12 protein-coding genes are annotated in these 15,001 nt (G+C 67.7%); 6 read left to right on the top strand and 6 right to left on the bottom strand.

Features of this window, described 5'->3' with window-relative positions; all coding sequences use genetic code 11:
- Positions 1-87 precede the first annotated feature (87 nt).
- The 3 genes from HV793_RS17410 to HV793_RS17400 all read right to left on the bottom strand — a co-directional run bounded on the left by HV793_RS17410 (position 88) and on the right by HV793_RS17400 (position 4,052).
- On the bottom strand, positions 88-2,484 hold the full coding sequence (locus HV793_RS17410; protein WP_175181383.1) for a TonB-dependent siderophore receptor: 2,397 nt from the start codon (positions 2,482-2,484) through the stop codon (positions 88-90).
- Positions 2,485-2,586: 102 nt separating this feature from the next.
- Entirely contained in the window at positions 2,587-3,549 is a 963-nt protein-coding gene (locus HV793_RS17405; RefSeq protein WP_175162253.1) for a FecR domain-containing protein, read from the bottom strand.
- Complete coding sequence (locus HV793_RS17400) at positions 3,546-4,052, bottom strand: sigma-70 family RNA polymerase sigma factor (RefSeq protein WP_054456247.1); 507 nt, start codon at positions 4,050-4,052, stop codon at positions 3,546-3,548. Before HV793_RS17400 ends, HV793_RS17405 begins: the two co-directional genes overlap by 4 nt.
- Positions 4,053-4,221: 169 nt before the next feature.
- Between HV793_RS17400 and HV793_RS17395 the strand changes: the two genes are divergently transcribed.
- The 5 genes from HV793_RS17395 to HV793_RS17375 all read left to right on the top strand — a co-directional run bounded on the left by HV793_RS17395 (position 4,222) and on the right by HV793_RS17375 (position 10,718).
- Entirely contained in the window at positions 4,222-5,847 is a 1,626-nt protein-coding gene (locus HV793_RS17395) for a methyl-accepting chemotaxis protein (protein WP_054456248.1), read from the top strand.
- A gap of 249 nt (positions 5,848-6,096) precedes the next feature.
- Complete coding sequence (locus HV793_RS17390) at positions 6,097-7,569, top strand: M20 family metallopeptidase (protein ID WP_054456249.1); 1,473 nt, start codon at positions 6,097-6,099, stop codon at positions 7,567-7,569.
- Between the two features lie 69 nt (positions 7,570-7,638).
- Entirely contained in the window at positions 7,639-8,196 is a 558-nt protein-coding gene (locus HV793_RS17385; RefSeq protein WP_054456250.1) for a DUF1415 domain-containing protein, read from the top strand.
- Between the two features lie 227 nt (positions 8,197-8,423).
- The gene (locus tag HV793_RS17380; protein WP_054456251.1) at positions 8,424-9,410 is read left to right on the top strand and encodes a Bug family tripartite tricarboxylate transporter substrate binding protein; all 987 of its coding nucleotides are present in this window, start codon (positions 8,424-8,426) and stop codon (positions 9,408-9,410) included.
- A 9-nt stretch (positions 9,411-9,419) separates the two neighbouring features.
- Positions 9,420-10,718 (top strand): alpha/beta fold hydrolase, encoded by a 1,299-nt coding sequence (locus HV793_RS17375; RefSeq protein ID WP_175213661.1) that lies wholly within the window; start codon positions 9,420-9,422, stop codon positions 10,716-10,718.
- A 25-nt stretch (positions 10,719-10,743) separates the two neighbouring features.
- Here the strand turns inward: HV793_RS17375 and HV793_RS17370 are convergent, their stop codons facing one another.
- The 3 genes from HV793_RS17370 to HV793_RS17360 are packed head-to-tail and all read right to left on the bottom strand — an operon-like array spanning position 10,744 to position 13,864.
- The gene (locus HV793_RS17370; RefSeq protein ID WP_175181380.1) at positions 10,744-11,715 is read right to left on the bottom strand and encodes a Bug family tripartite tricarboxylate transporter substrate binding protein; all 972 of its coding nucleotides are present in this window, start codon (positions 11,713-11,715) and stop codon (positions 10,744-10,746) included.
- A 3-nt stretch (positions 11,716-11,718) separates the two neighbouring features.
- A complete protein-coding gene (locus HV793_RS17365; RefSeq protein ID WP_054456254.1) occupies positions 11,719-12,171 on the bottom strand; it encodes a cupin domain-containing protein in 453 nt (150 codons plus the stop codon).
- A 10-nt stretch (positions 12,172-12,181) separates the two neighbouring features.
- Complete coding sequence (locus HV793_RS17360; RefSeq protein ID WP_175213660.1) at positions 12,182-13,864, bottom strand: alkaline phosphatase family protein; 1,683 nt, start codon at positions 13,862-13,864, stop codon at positions 12,182-12,184.
- Between the two features lie 113 nt (positions 13,865-13,977).
- Here HV793_RS17360 and HV793_RS17355 point away from each other — a divergent pair, with 113 nt between their 5' ends.
- A complete protein-coding gene (locus HV793_RS17355) occupies positions 13,978-14,883 on the top strand; it encodes a LysR substrate-binding domain-containing protein (protein WP_054456256.1) in 906 nt (301 codons plus the stop codon).
- Positions 14,884-15,001: the final 118 nt, after the last annotated feature.

Below are 15,001 nucleotides of genomic sequence, written 5' to 3'. Positions count from 1 at the left end.
TGGCGCCGGGGCTCGTTACCCGGCGCCTGCGCGAAACGCCCCGCTATTTGGCGGGGCGTTTTCATTGCGGAGTTCAGAACTGGTACTTCAGAACTGGTACTTCACCCGGCCGATGACGCTGCGCCGGCTTCCCGGATAGCAATCGCTCAGGTCGGAGCAGGTCGCCAGGTATTCCTTGTCGAACAGGTTGGTGGCGTTGACCGACAGCGTCAGGTGCTTGTCCACCGCATAGGACACGCCCGCGTCCACCAGCGTGCGCCCGGCGATCTTCAGCGTGTTGGCGTTGTCGCCGTAGGTCGAGCCCACGTAGCGCAGGCCGGCGCCCAGGCTCAAGCCGGCCAGCGCGCTGTTGCGCACCGTGTAGTTGAGCCAGCCGGAGGCGCTGTGCTCGGGCACCAGGGCCGGACGGTTGCCTTCGGTACCGTTGTTGGCGCGCGTGATGCGGGCACGCACATAGGTATAGGAACCGGTGAAGTCCCAGCCATCGCCCAGGCTGAACTTGCCTTCCAGTTCCACGCCGCGCGATTGCACCTCGCCCGAGGCGACCTGGAAGCCGGGGTTCTGCAGGTCATTGGTCAGCACGTTGCTCTTCTTGATGTCGAAGACCGCCAGCGTGTAGAGCGCATTCGACCCGGGCGGCTGGAACTTGATGCCGCCTTCCCATTGGCGTCCGCGCGAGGGCGCGAACGGAGAACTGCCATTGGCCGGCGCAGAGGTTCCGGTATTGGGCAGGAAGGACTGGGCGAAGCTGACGTAGGGCGCGATGCCGTTGGGCATGACGTAGTTCAGGCCGGCGCGGCCGCTGAAGCGGCTGCCGCTTTGATCGGTGTCGTTGTTCAGGATCCGGTTTTCGGTCTTCTGGCTGTACCAGTCGTAGCGGCCGCCCAGGGTCAGCACCCAGCGTTCATCGAAGCGGACCTGGTCCTGCAGATACAGGCCGGTCTGGTGCGTGCGCTCCAGGTAGTTGGCCAGCGGTATGGTTGGCGTGGGCACGTCCACGCCATAGACCGGGTCAAACGGGTTCAGGCTGGGCGCCGGCCCCATGGTGCGCGACACGTCGGCGCTGCTGCGGTTGAAGTCCAGGCCCAGCAGCAGCGTATGGGCCAGCGGGCCGGTGCGCAGGTCGAACTGAGCCTGGTTGTCCAACGCCAGCGCGGTCATGCTTTCGTCGTAGCGCCGGGCTGTGCGGGCGATGCCGGTGGGCGTCAGGCCGGCCAGGAACATGTTGTCCAGGATCGAATCGACCCGCCCGTAGCGCAGGTTCTGCCGTACCTGCAGCGTGTCGTTGAAGCGGTGCTCGAACAGGTAGCCGATGCTCTTCTGGTCCTGGTCGTAGCGGTTGAAATTGGGATCGCCGTTGCGCAGATTGGTGGGCTTGCCGTTGACCGTGACCGTGCCGATGGTGCCGCCGGAGCGGTCGCGCAGGTACTCCGTCAGCAGCGTGAAGCGGGTCGCGGCGGAAGGGGCCCAGGTCAGCGAAGGCGCTAGGAACAGGCGGTCGTCGGAGATCCGGTCGCCGTTCGGATAGGTGAATTGCGTGTTGGCGTCGCGCGCCACGCCGATGACGCGGTACATCAGCGTGCCGTCTTCGGTCGCCGGGCCGGTCAGGTCGACCGCCGCCTGCTTGCGCTGGAAGCTGCCGTACTCCAGCTCGGCCTCGTAGTGCGGCGTGGCCGAGGGCAGTTTGCTCACGCGGTTGATGACCCCGCCCGCGTCGCCCTGGCCGTACAGCACGGAAGAGGGGCCGCGCAGCACCTCGATGCGATCCAGCGCATAGGGTTCGCTGCGGAACAGGGTGTAGCCGGAGGTCGCCTGGCGCAGGCCGTCCTTATAGTCGCTGGTGGCCTGGGCGTTGAAGCCGCGCAGCATGACCCAATCGAAACCCTTGGGGTCCACGCCGTAGGTTTCCACCGTTACGCCGGGCACGTAGCGCAGCACTTCGGTCACGCTTTGCGCGTTCTGCGCTTCCATCTGCGCGCGCGTTACCACCGAGATCGACTGCGGCACTTCCAGGATGGGCGTGTCGGTCTTGGTGCCGGCCCGGGTTTCCTCGGCCACGTAGCTGTCGGGCGCTACGCTTGAGGCCCGCACGGTGACCGGCTCCAGCGTGGAGACGCCGGCCGCGCCGGGCGGCAGCGGACGCAGCACGTAGCCGCCGCCTTCCAGGCGCGCCGCCAGGCCGCTGCCGGCCAGGATCGCGGCATAGCCCGCGTTCAGGCCATAGGCGCCGCGCAGGCCGGGACTGCGCCGGCCCGCGGTCAGGGCGCCGTCGATGGTGATGGTCACGCCCGCCTGCTGCGAATAGGCGTTAAGCACCTGGTCCAACGGGCCGGCGGGAATGTCGTAGCTTCTGGCGGCCCGCTCCTGGGGCGAGGGGGCGCCCGGTTCCGCGGCCATGGCGGCGGGGGGCGCGGCCAGCGCCAAAGCGGTCAGGGCCAGCGCCAGCGTGCTGCGGGCGGGCTTGGGAGTGGAGCGGGCTTGCATGTAGTGGGTTCCTCGTTGCGGACGTGAATGCTGCGGATATGCAGGTATCCCGAACGAGAAATAAAAAGTGCTACGGTTTTCGCGAAATTTTTTTGTGGAGGGCTATCTGGGTTCCACCACCACCCAGTAGCTCGTGTAGCGCGACACGCGCAGCGGCAGGGCTCTTGCAAGCGAGGCCAGGATCCGGTCCGTGTCGTCCAGGGCGTACACGCCCGACACGATCAGGTCGGCCACGCGCGGGTCGCAGCGGATCACGCCGCGCCGGTAGCGTCCGACCTGCTCCAGGAAATCGGCCAGGCGCAGGCGTTCGGCCACCAGTTGGCCGCGCAGCCAGGCTGGCGCCTGCTGCAAGGCGTCCGGCATCGGCTCGGCCGCCAGCGGCGTGAACGCGGCGGATTGGCCCGCGTCCAGGCGCAGGGGGCGGCCCCGGAACGGCTGGATCTCCACCGCGCCTTCATAGACGCCGACCCGTATCCGGTCGCGCTGCTGCTCCACCGTGAACCGGGTGCCCAGCGCCTGCACGTCGCCAAAGGCGGTGGCGACGAAAAAGGGGCGGCCCGCGGCGGCCGGGCCGTGGCCGGTTTGCACGTAGATCTCGCCGCGGCGCAGGACCAGCCGGCGTGTGTCGGCGGTGTATTCCATGTCCACGGCGCTGTCGCCGTTGAGTACGAGCCGGGTGCCGTCGGCCAGCGTGATTTCGCGCCGTTCGCCTACGGCGCTGCGGTAGTCGGCGGCGTAGGCCTGCCAAGGCAGGCGTTGGGCCGCCAGGCCCGCGGCGCCGGCGCCCAGCACCGCCCAGCCCATCAAGCGCAGGGCCTTGCGGCGTCCCGCCTGCCGGCCCGAGCGGGCCAGAGCCTGGGCCGATGCCTCGGACGACACGTCCATCAGCCGCGTATCGATCCGCTGCACTTGCTGCCAGGCGCGCTCATGGTCCGGATGGGCGGCGCGCCAGCGCTGCCAGGCCGCGCGTTCGTCGGCGCTGGCTTCGCCGGACCACAGGATGACCAGCCATTCCAGCCCTTGAGCCAGTATCGGTTCCGGGATGTCCCCGTGCCGGGCGCTCACAGCGCGGCCAGGCAGGCTTGGGCGGCGCGCAGCATGTGCTTGCGCACCAGCGCCACCGACACGCCCAGGCTTTGCGCGATGTCGGAATAGGTCCGGCCCTCGAACCGGGACAGGATGAAGACCTGGCGGGCGCGGGCGGGCAGGGCGTCCAGCGCGGCGTCCACCGCCATCAGCGTTTCCAGCGCCAGCGCGCGCGCCTCGGCCGATGGCATGTGCGCTTCGGGCAAGCTGGCCAGGGCGTCCAGGTAGGCGCTTTCCAGGGCGCGGCGGCGGTACAGGTCCACCACCAGGCCCCGGGCGATCTGGGTGAGAAAGGCGCGCGCCTGGCCGGCTTCGGGCAGCCGGCCCGAGTTCAGCAGCCGTTCGTAGGTGTCGTGCGACAGGTCCGCGGCATCGTGGGCGCAACCCAGCCGCCGCCGCAGCCAGCCCGCCAGCCATCCGTGATGGTCGCGGTAGAGCAGGTTCAAGGCATGGTGCGCCGTGGGCTGGGTGGCCGCCGTCACGATGGGTTCCCGTCAGGTCCAAAACTGCAAATGATAATCGTTGTTAATTGTGTTGGACAAGCGCGGCGCGGAACGAAATGCCTCATGCAATCAAATGAGATGTTTAACTTTTCATTGCAACCTGTCGTAAAGCATAGGTAGCCGCTACACGCAACCCGGAGTGACCCCAATGTTCAAGAATCTCAGTATTCGCGCGGTCTTGACGACCGCTTTAGCCGTTTTCTTCGCGCTTTTCCTGCTAACCGGCATCGCCGTCCACCAGCAGTTGACCTCCAACCGCAATTCCATCGAAGTGCTGCTGGACACCAACCTGGTCCGCGCCAATGCGGTGAACGGCGCTGGCGCCGAACTGTTGCGCGCCCGCCTGGTGCTGCTGGCCGCGCAGACCGCGCTGATGGAAGGCAAAAGCCTGGACAACCTGGCCAGCATGCAGCGCCTGGACGGCTACACCAAGAAGGCCGGCGAGCTGATCGACCTAGCGCGCAAGACACCCGAAACCTCGCCCCAGGGCAAGCCGCTGCTGGACGCGGCGCTGGCGGCCTACGACGTCTATCACCGCGACGCCATCGTGCCCATGATCGCGGCCATCCGTGCCGGCAACGCACAGGATTCCAACCGCCTCAACCTGGAAAAAGTCACGCCGCTGGGCCTGACCTTTACCGCCGCCATCCAGAAGTACGTGGATTACGCCGACGAAGTCGGCCAGCGCGTGGCGCGCGACGCCTCCACTCGCATCAATGGCGCGATCGCCGTCCTGATCGGCCTGCTGGTCGTGGTGGCCGCGCTGGTGGTGGGCCTGTACGCGGTGTTCGGCCGCGCGGTGTTCCGTCCGCTGCATGAAGCCGGACGCCTGTTCGACCGCATCGCCGGCGGCGACCTGACCAACCGCATCGAGCAACGCGGCAACAACGAAATCGGCGTGCTCTACGCCGCCGTCAAGCGTATGCAGGATAGCCTGGCGCGTACCGTGTCGGCCGTGAGGCTGGGCGTGGAAGAGATCCACACCGGCGCGCGCGAGATCGCCGCGGGCAACATCGACCTGTCTTCGCGCACCGAGCAGCAGGCCGCCTCGCTGGAAGAAACCGCCGCCAGCATGGATGAACTGTCTTCCACCGTGCGCAACAACGCGGAAAGCTCCCGCAGCGCCTCGGAACTGGCCGTGGCGGCGTCCGAAGTGGCCACGCGCGGCGGCCAGGCCGTGGGCGACGTGGTCGGCACCATGCGCGGCATTGCCGACAGCTCCAACCGCATCGCCGACATCGTCGGCGTGATCGACGGCATCGCCTTCCAGACCAACATCCTGGCGCTGAACGCCGCAGTGGAAGCGGCGCGCGCCGGCGAGCAGGGCAAGGGCTTCGCCGTCGTGGCCAGCGAAGTGCGCGCCCTGGCGCAGCGCAGCGCCGCCGCCGCCAAGGAAATCAAGGGCCTGATCGACGACTCCGTGCAGAAGGTATCTGTCGGTTCGGACCAGGTGGAAGCCGCCGGCGCCACGATGCAGGAAATCGTGGTCTCGGTACGTCGCGTGACGGACATCATCAACGAAATTTCCAGCGCATCTGAAGAACAGTCGCAGGGCATCCAGCAGGTCAACCAGGCCGTGTCGCAGATGGACAGCGTGACGCAGCAGAACGCCGCGCTGGTCGAAGAGGCCGCGGCGTCCGCAGCCTCGCTGGAAACCCAGGCGCAGCGCCTGCGCGAAGCCGTGGCCGTGTTCAAGCTGCAGACCGGCCGCGTGATCGACGCCGACGCGCCGGCCGTGGGCCGCAACGGCGAACCGGCTTTGCTCGGCGCCTGATTGCGTCGCTGACCTTGGCCCATAAGGCGGCCGGCCCGGAGGGCTGGCCGTGAACTGAACCAAAGCCCCCTGCGTGTTTGCGCCTTGGGGGCTTTGTTCATGGGCCAGATCTGCGGCCCACAGGGCGGCACCACATGGCGGCACCATTTCCCGGCGCCGACGACAACCAGGGACAAAAGGTGCCAGCCGCGCCACACAGGCATAAAATAGCGGATTGCCTACCCCCTCCCGCACACAGGATCCCGCGCCATGAACGCACGCATCCCCGAAGACGCTCTTCCTCCCACCCTGGACCCGAAGGCCCTGCAGGCTTTCGTCGACGAGAAATGGGACAACGAGATCATCCCGGCGCTGACCGACTACATCGCCATCCCGGCCAAGAGCCCGGCGTTCGACGCGGACTGGGAAAAGAACGCTTTCATCGAGCGCGTGGTGCGCGACGCCGCGCAGTGGGTCGAGGCGCAGAAGGTCTCCGGCCTGAAGCTGGAAGTGGTGCGCCTGCCGGGCCGCACGCCCGTCATCTTCTTTGACGCGCCCGCCACCCGCAGCGACAACGGCGACACCGTGCTGCTGTACGGTCACCTGGACAAGCAGCCCGAATTCTCCGGCTGGCGCGCAGGCCTCGGCCCCTGGACCCCCAAGCTCGAAGACGGCAAGCTCTACGGCCGCGGGGGCGCCGATGACGGCTACGCCGTGTATGCCTCGCTGACCGCCATCATGGCGCTGGACAAGCAGGGCATTCCGCGTCCGCGTTGCGTGGGCATCGTCGAAACCTGTGAAGAATCCGGCAGCTACGACCTGCTGCCCTATGTGGACGCGCTGCGCGACCGTCTGGGCAACGTGGCCCTGGTGGTGTGCCTGGACTCCGGCGCCGGCAACTACGACCAGCTCTGGATGACGACCTCGCTGCGCGGCATGGTGTCGGGCACGCTGGAAGTCCAGGTGCTGGACGAAGGCGTGCACTCGGGCGACTCCAGCGGCGTGGTGCCGTCCTCGTTCCGCATCCTGCGCCATCTGCTGGACCGCCTGGAAGACAGCAGCACCGGCCGCCTGCTGCCGCAGAGCCTGCATTGCGAGATCCCCGCCGAACGCGTGGAACAAGTGCACGCCACCGCGCGCATCCTGGGCGACGAAGTCTGGCGCCGTTTCCCCTGGAGCTGCGGCGCCGACGGCGGCTTTGTGCTGCCCATGACGACCGAACCCGAGCAGGCGCTGCTGAACCGCACCTGGCGTCCGACGCTGTCGGTGACCGGCGCCGAAGGCCTGCCGCCGCTGTCCAGCGCCGGCAACGTGCTGCGCCCCCGCACCGCCTTCAAGCTGTCGCTGCGCCTGCCGCCGCTGATCGACGCCGTGGCCGCCTCGCAAGAGATCAAGGCCCTGCTGGAAGCCGACGCGCCCTATAACGCCAAGGTGATCTTCAAGGCCAACGAAGGCGCCGCCACCGGCTGGAACGCCCCGGCCTCGGCGCCCTGGCTGACCCAGGCGCTGGATGCGGCCTCGCAGCAATACTACGGCGCGTCCTGCGGCTACATTGGCCAGGGCGGCACCATTCCGCTGATGAGCATCCTGCAGAAGGGCTTTCCCAAGGCCCAGTTCATGGTCTGCGGCGTGTTGGGCCCCAAGTCCAACGCCCACGGCCCCAATGAATTCCTGCACGTGCCCTACGGCAAGAAACTGACCGCAGCCGTGGCCCAGACCATGGCCGCCATGCCCACCGCGTAAGCGGCGGCGACGCTCTTCAAAGCGCGGGCCGCAACGCCCGCGCTTTTCTTTTTTCCAGGACGGACACCCATGATTTCCACTTCCGACGCCTACGCCAACGTGGTCGCTGAGACCAAGCACTGGCTGAACCAGGCCGTGATCGGCCTGAACCTCTGTCCCTTCGCCAAGGCGGTGCAGGTCAAGGACCAGATCCGCTTTGCCGTCAGCGATGCCACCGACGCCGAAGGCGTTCTGACCGACCTGCAGGACGAACTGGCGCTGCTGGCCGAAGCCGATCCGGAAAAGATCGACACCACGCTGCTGATCATTCCCGACGCGCTGGACGATTTCATTGATTTCAATGACTTCGAAGACCTGTCCGACCGTCTGCTCAAGCGCATGCGTCTGGTGGGCGAGCTGCAGGTGGCCACCTTCCATCCGCAGTTCCAGTTTGCCGACACGCAGCCGGACGACATCGAGAACTACACCAACCGGTCGCCGTACCCGATCCTGCACCTGTTGCGCGAAGACAGCATCGACCGCGCGGTGGAGTCCTTCCCGGACGCCGCCGAAATCTACGAGAAGAACATCGATACGATGAAGCGGCTGGGGCTGGAAGGTTGGAAGAAGCTGATGACCAAGGCCTAGCGCCCTCAGATCGCATACCAAATACCGCTGTTCGGAATAAAGCGCTCGCTTGCTCCACGGAGAGCCTCGGGATATCCCTAGATAGCCCGTCCGCGGTATTGCATACAACATACTGACGCCGTGACAGCTCGCCGTAAGGTGAGCGGCCCGCGCGTCCTTTCCCTTCGATTGCTTTGCCCCGCGGCCTCTCCCGGGCGCGGGGGCGTTGTCCTTGCCTGGAGAGTTGTATGCGATTTACCCGCCGCCATGCCCTGGGCGCGCTCGCCGCGTTGCCCCTGATCTCGCGCCCCGCCTGGGCCCAGAATACCTTTCCGACCCGTCCCGTGCGCCTGCTGGTGGGCTTTGCCCCTGGCGGGCTGACCGATATCGCGGCGCGCGCCCTGGCCGAGCGCATGGGCAAGACCTTGAAGCAGAGCGTAGTGGTGGAAAACCGTCCCGGCGGCCAGGCCATCATCGCCACGGTGGCGGTGGCGCGCGCCGAGCCCGATGGCTACACGCTGGGTTTCGCCGGCACCAACGGCATGATCCTGAATCCCTTGCTCTACAACAACCTGCCTTACCAGCAATCGGATTTCAAGCAGCTGGGCTCCATGGGCAAGTCGCCGATGCTGCTGATCGTGCATCCCGACCTGGGCGTGAAGAACGTGCAGGAATTCATTGCGCTGGCCAAGAAGAAGCCCGGCGACATCACTTGCGCGCATGCGGGCCGGGGCGTGATCAACCACCTGGCGCTGCTGCATTTCCAGTCCAAGACCGGCACGCAGTTCCAGGACGTGCCCTACAAGGGCAGCGGCCCCGCGCTGCTGGACCTGATGGCAGGCACGGTGCAGAGCACCTTCGACTTCCCGACCTCGGCGCTGCCCAACATCAAGTCTGGCAAGCTGCAGGTGCTGGCGGTCACCTCCGACAAGCGCCTGTCCAGCTTGCCCGACGTTCCCACCATGAAGGAAGCGGGCGTGGACGGCTTCGAGCTCTATACCCGCATGATGATCTCGGGTCCGGCCGCCATGCCGGCGCCCGTGGTCGCGGCGCTGGAGAACGCCGTGCGCGAAGGCACGCGCGATCCCAGCCTGGTGCAGCAGTTCGCGGACCAGGGCGTGACCGTGGAGTTCACCTCGTCGGCCGACCTGGACAAGGTCATCGCCGATGAATCCGCCATGTGGGCCCAGGTCATCAAGGCCAATGGCGTGCCCAAGACCGACCTGAAGAGCTAAGGAGCCACCGTGGCAGAACAACCCAGCATCACCGTCACCCCGGAACGCGCCCTGATCGACGTGACGCGCGAGATCCGCGTGAGCGGCTTTCCGGCCTACGCCTTCATCACGGTCACGGCCAGCATGACGATGTGCGGCGCGCCATGGCGCTCGCAAGCGGTATTCGTGGCGGGCCATGACGGCACCCTGGACCTGTCCCGCGATTGCCCCGTGTCCGGCAGCTACGCCGAACCCGCGGCCATGGGCATCGTCTGGTCCATGGCCTGCGAGGACGTGGCCAGCGTGGTGTTCCCGCCGGACCGGACCGAGCCGCTCGTCATCCGCATCGAAGCCAGCGACGGACGCCAGTCCGCCGCGGCGACCCTGGTGCAGGAATTCCAGGCCGAAGGCGTCACGCACCGCAGCGTGCGCGAGCAAGTCGGCGGCATGACGCTGTCGGGCGAGCTTTACACCCCCGCCGGACCGGGCCCGCATCCGCTGGTGATCTACATGAACGGCTCGTCCGGCGGCGTCAACGCGCCGCGCGCGGCGCTGTTCGCGTCCCGCGGCTACCAGTGCCTGGCGCTGGCCATCTTCAACTACGAAGGCCGCCCCAAGTATCTGAACGACATGCCGCTGGAGTATTTCGAGCATGCGCTGCGCTGGGCACGCGCGGAGCTCAACCCGCGCGACGGCTTCGTGGCCCTGTCCGGCATCAGCCGCGGCGGCGAGACCTCGCTGCTGGTGGCCTCGCAATACCCGGACCTGGTAAGCGCAGTGGTGGCCTATGTGCCTTCGCCCGTGATGCACGGCGTGGTCAGCGCTGGCGCGCCCGGCACCGGCCGCGACGCGCAGGTCTGGACCAAGGGCGGCGAGCCGCTGCCGCACCTGTGGCAGGACAACGCCAGCGCCAACTGGGACGCCGCCTACGCGTCCCAGCCGCCGTACCGCCAGACGCACGCCTTTCTCAGCGCCACGCGCGACAGCGCGGCGTTCGAGCGCGCCCGCATTCCGGTCGAGAACTATCCTGGTCCGGTGCTGCTGGTCAGCGCGTCGGACGACGGCTTCTGGCCCAGCACCGCGTACTCTGAAATCGTCATGCGGCGGCGCCAGGAACATGGCTTGCCCACCTTCCACCATGTCTGCATGGGCGCCGGCCATCACGTGCACTATCCCTGCCTGCCCGCGACCCTGATCAGCAAGCCGCACGCCATGTCCGGCCTGCTGCTGGACGCGGGCGGCACGCCCAGCGCCAACGCGGCGGGCAACGAAGGCTCCTATCTGGCGGTGCTGGAGTTCCTGGGCAGGGTGGGGGGCGTGGCGAAGTAGGCGGCCGGGCTTGGCCGCCCGCCCGTCATCCGTTGCGCAGCTTCTGTTCCGACACGAACGCCGACCAGCGTTGCAGCTCGCCGCGTATCAGCCCGGTGAACTCGGCCGGCGTGTTGGCCTGGGCGGCTTCCATGCCCAGGCCGGCGAGTTTGTCGCGCACCTCGGCGTCGGCCAGGATGGTCTGCATGGCGCCGTTCCATTTGGCGATCAGGTCCGGCGGCGTACCTGCGGGCGCGACGATTCCCTCCCATTCTTTCAGGTTGAACGCAGGCACGCCGGCCTCGGCCAGCGTGGGCACGCCGGGCAAGGCGGCCATGCCGCCATCACGCGTGACGGCGAGCGCGCGCAGCTTGCCGGACTGCGCCAGCGGCACTGCGACGGAAGCGGTGGCGAACATGGTCTGCACGTAGCCGCCCATCAGCGCCTGCGCCGCTTCCGCAGGACCCTTGAACGGCACGTGCAGCATGTCTATGCCGGCCGCCTGGCAGAAGGCCGCGCCCAGCAGATGGGCGGGCGAGCCGTTGCCGCCGGAACCGTAGCTGAGCTTGCCGGGCTGGCGCTTCGCCTGTTCGACCAGGCCGCGGACGTCGGCGTATTCGCTGCCTGGCGCCACCAGCAGGGCGTTATACAGCCAGACCAGGTTCGCGATCGGCGCGAAGTCGCCATCCGTGCGGTACGACACCTTGCCGAACAGCGCCGGCAGCACGGTATGCGTCAGGAACATGATGCCCACGGTGTAGCCGTCGGGGGCGCTGCGGGCGACGGCGTCCAGCCCTATCATGCCGGTCGCGCCGGGCCGGTTCTCCACCACCACCGGCTGCCCCCAAAGGCGCTGCAGCCTTTCGCCGATCACGCGCGCCAGCACGTCGGGCGGGCTGGCCGCCGGCAGCGGCACGATGATGCGTACGGGCTTGTCCGGGTACGCGGCGCGGGCGGCCCAGGGCAGGGTACAGGCCAGGGCGCCGGACAGGCCCTTCAGTAGCGTGCGGCGGCGCATGGTTCAGGCCGCTGACGAGACAGGCGGCATGAAGATCACGTCGTACTCCGGCGCCACCGCAACGACCTCCGCCGGACTCGACATGTTGTGGATGCGCCGGTAAAGCTCCAGCAGCTTGCCCGCGGGCGCGGCCCAGAACAGCGCGGTGGCGGCGACGCCGGAATTGTTGAAGAAGGCATGCGGCACGCCACGAGGCATGCGCACGAGGTCGCCGGGGCCGGCCGAGGTCTTCTTGCCGTCCAGCAGCAGGTCGATGCGGCCGTCCAGCACGAAGATGTACTCGTCCTGGTTGGGGTGCACGTGCGGCGGCACGAAGCTCTCTTCCGGAAACGTGGCGTGCCAGGAAATGCTGTCCAGGCTGACCTGCTTGGGCACGTACACCTGGCCCAGGATGTTCCAGGAGACGCCGTCCAGGCCGGCCTGGGCGCGGGTGATGTCGGGGGTTTCGAGAATCATGCTGCACTCCTCAGGATTGCGACAGCCGATCCAGCGTCGGCTTCACGAGCGGGTTGGATGATGCGAAACGGGGCTTGAACGTCTGCCTGGCGCGGGCCAGGTCGGCTTCGTCCCAATAGCCGATCAGGATGCCGCCCTCGGAAATGCGCGGCTGGACTTCGATCGATTCGATGGTGCCGTCGGCCACCGTGGCGCGTTGGCGCGGCTGGCGCGCCCAGCGGAACAGCAATTCCTCCATGCGCTTGCGCACCGCCTCATGCGCGGGCGAGGCGCCCAGGTCGACGAATTCGTTCGGGTCTTCCTGCAGGTCGTACAGCATCGGCCGGTAGCCTTCGGCCAGCACGTACTTCCAGCGTTCATCGCGCACCATGCGCAGCCAGGCCTGGCGCGCGGGCGTACCCAGCGCGATGCGCGAATCCTGGAAGGCATAGTCGTACTCGCAGATGACGTGGTCGCGCCAATCCGGCGGCGTCTGGCCGAACAGCAGGGGCCGCAGCGAACGCCCGTCCATGATGTGCGGCACCGGCACGCCGCCACAGGCCTCCAGGAAGGTCGGCGCCAGGTCTATTGCTTCGACCATGGCCGCGCAGCGCGTGCCGCGGGCGGCGTCGGCGCGCGGATCCGGGTCGTAGACGATCAGCGGCGCGCGGATGACGGGTTCATGGAACAGGTCCTTTTCCCCCATCCAGTGGTCGCCCAGATAGTCGCCGTGATCGGACGTGAACACGATCATGGTGTTGTCGAACAGTCCGCGCGCCTCCATGAAGCGGAACAGCGCGCCGAGCTGGTCGTCGATCTGCTTGATCAATCCCATGTAGCCCGGCATGACGGCTTCGCGCACGCCGGGCTCGGAAAAGGTCGCCGACACGCGATGCTGCATCATCGCGGCGTACACCGGATGCGGGTCGGCGCGTTCGGCCTCCGATCGCACCACAGGCAGCGCGTCCTGCGCGTTGTACATGGCGGCGTAGGGCGCAGGCGCCAGATAGGGCCAGTGCGGCTTGATGTAGGACAGGTGCAGGCACCAGGGCTGCTCGCCCGCCTCGCTGATGAAGTCCATCGCGCGGCGCGTGATGTACGGCGTCTCCGAATGCTCGTCGGGCACGCGCGCGGGCAGGTTGGAGTACTTCAGGAACCAGCCCGAGCGCACCGTGCCGTCCGCGTCCACGGCGGAATTGGCCCAGCTTTCCCAGGGATTGTCGCCGCCGTAGCCCTGCGCGCGCAGATAGTCGTTGTAGCGCGGGTCCGGGTCGTGGCCAGAATACGGATGGATGCCATCGTCGCGCTCGTAGGCGTCGAAGCCGCATTCGGCAATGCGGCGGCCGATGACGGAGGCCGGGTCTATACCCAGCCGTGACATGCCGGCCATGTCGGCGCGCATGTGGGTCTTGCCCACCAGCACGGAACGCACGCCCAGCGGCCGCAGATGGTCGCCGATGGTCATCTCGCCGGCCTTCAGCGGCACGAAGTTCCAGCTGGCCCCGTGCGCATGCACGTAGCGTCCGGTGTAGTAGCTCATGCGCGACGGGCCGCAAACGGGCGACTGCACGAAGGCGCGGTCAAAGATCACGCCGCGCGCGGCCAGCGCGTCCAGATTCGGGGTCTTCAGCCTGGGGTGGCCGAAACAGGAAAGATGGTCGTAGCGCAGCTGGTCGCACATGATGAAGAGAATGTTCTTCACGCCTCGGGTCATGCTAGGCTCCTGTCTCCGATTGGGGCATGCAGGAATTCTATCGACGGCCTGCGCGCGCATCCCTTGAATTGTTTTGATGTCGATTACCCCAGGTAATCGGCCGGAGAGGCGGCTTGCGACTCCAGCATCTGAACCTGTTGCTCACCCTGGCCCGGACTGGCAGCATGCGCGCCGCCGCGCAGGTCCTGAACGTGTCGCAGCCGGCGCTGACCAAGTCGCTGCGCCAGCTGGAAGAAGAGGTCGGCGCCGAACTCGTGGTGCGCACGCCCAAGGGCGTGCGGCTGGCGCAGGCCGGCGAGATCCTCGCGGCGCGCGCCGCGGTCGTCATGCGAGAAATCGAGAAGGCTCATGAAGACCTGGCTTGGCACCTGCGCGGCGCCGAAGCCCAGGTGACCCTGGGCGTATCGCCCGCCGCCGCCATCCTGCTGGCGCCGGGCGCGGTGGCGCGCTACGGCGCGCGCTGGCCGCAGGTGCGGCTGCGGGTGCGCGACACGCTGTATCCGCAGGCGCTGGAGCGCATCCGTTCGGGCGAACTTGACATGGCGCTGGGGCCGCTGCCCGAAGCGGGCGGGGGAGGCGACCTGGCCGTGCAGCCGCTGTTCGAAAGCCAGTCGGTCATCGTTGCGCGGGCGTCGCATCCGCTGGCCGGCGCCCGGCGCCTGAGCGAACTGGCCGAAGCCGCCTGGGTGCTGACCGGGCCGGCGCAGGGGCCCGGCGATCCCAGGGCGCTGTACAGCGACGAAACGCAGGCACGCGCGCTGCACCTGCAGCTGGAATGCGAGTCCTTTTCCACGTTGCTGGCGCTGATGCCGCAGCTGGACCTGATCGGCATCATGCCGCAAGGGTTCCTGGACCGTTACGGGCCGGCGTTGGGGCTGGTGCGGCTGGACATCATCGATCCCTTGCCCAAGACCGTCATCTACGTGACGCACCGCGCCGATGCGCCGCTGACGGTGCCGGCGCGCCGCCTCCTGGACGCGCTGCTGGGCGAGGCCGCGCAGCTGGCCGGCCACCGCTGAGTCGCCAGGGATCGGTCCAAAAGGTTGAGGTCCGTCCGCGGCGTCATGCCAGCGGCGTAAGCCTCAATATCTTTGACGGCCAGCGATGCGCGGCCTTACTTTTTTTGGTTCGTGCCGA

It is taken from the genome of Achromobacter aegrifaciens, assembly GCF_902859965.1.
GTDB lineage: Bacteria > Pseudomonadota > Gammaproteobacteria > Burkholderiales > Burkholderiaceae_B > Achromobacter > Achromobacter aegrifaciens.
The sequence above is the reverse complement of the archived record's forward strand: the minus strand, read 5'-3'. Positions and strand labels throughout refer to the sequence as shown.

Bases quoted from the DNA above. Each gene is read 5' to 3' on its own strand.
- HV793_RS17380 (WP_054456251.1), top strand. From the start codon at position 8,424: ATGCGATTTACCCGCCGCCATGCCCTGGGCGCGCTCGCCGCGTTGCCC.
- HV793_RS17385 (WP_054456250.1), top strand. From the start codon at position 7,639: ATGATTTCCACTTCCGACGCCTACGCCAACGTGGTCGCTGAGACCAAG.
- HV793_RS17410 (WP_175181383.1), bottom strand. From the start codon at position 2,484: ATGCAAGCCCGCTCCACTCCCAAGCCCGCCCGCAGCACGCTGGCGCTG.
- HV793_RS17365 (WP_054456254.1), bottom strand. From the start codon at position 12,171: ATGATTCTCGAAACCCCCGACATCACCCGCGCCCAGGCCGGCCTGGAC.
- HV793_RS17390 (WP_054456249.1), top strand. From the start codon at position 6,097: ATGAACGCACGCATCCCCGAAGACGCTCTTCCTCCCACCCTGGACCCG.
- HV793_RS17360 (WP_175213660.1), bottom strand. From the start codon at position 13,864: ATGACCCGAGGCGTGAAGAACATTCTCTTCATCATGTGCGACCAGCTG.
- HV793_RS17395 (WP_054456248.1), top strand. From the start codon at position 4,222: ATGTTCAAGAATCTCAGTATTCGCGCGGTCTTGACGACCGCTTTAGCC.
- HV793_RS17370 (WP_175181380.1), bottom strand. From the start codon at position 11,715: ATGCGCCGCCGCACGCTACTGAAGGGCCTGTCCGGCGCCCTGGCCTGT.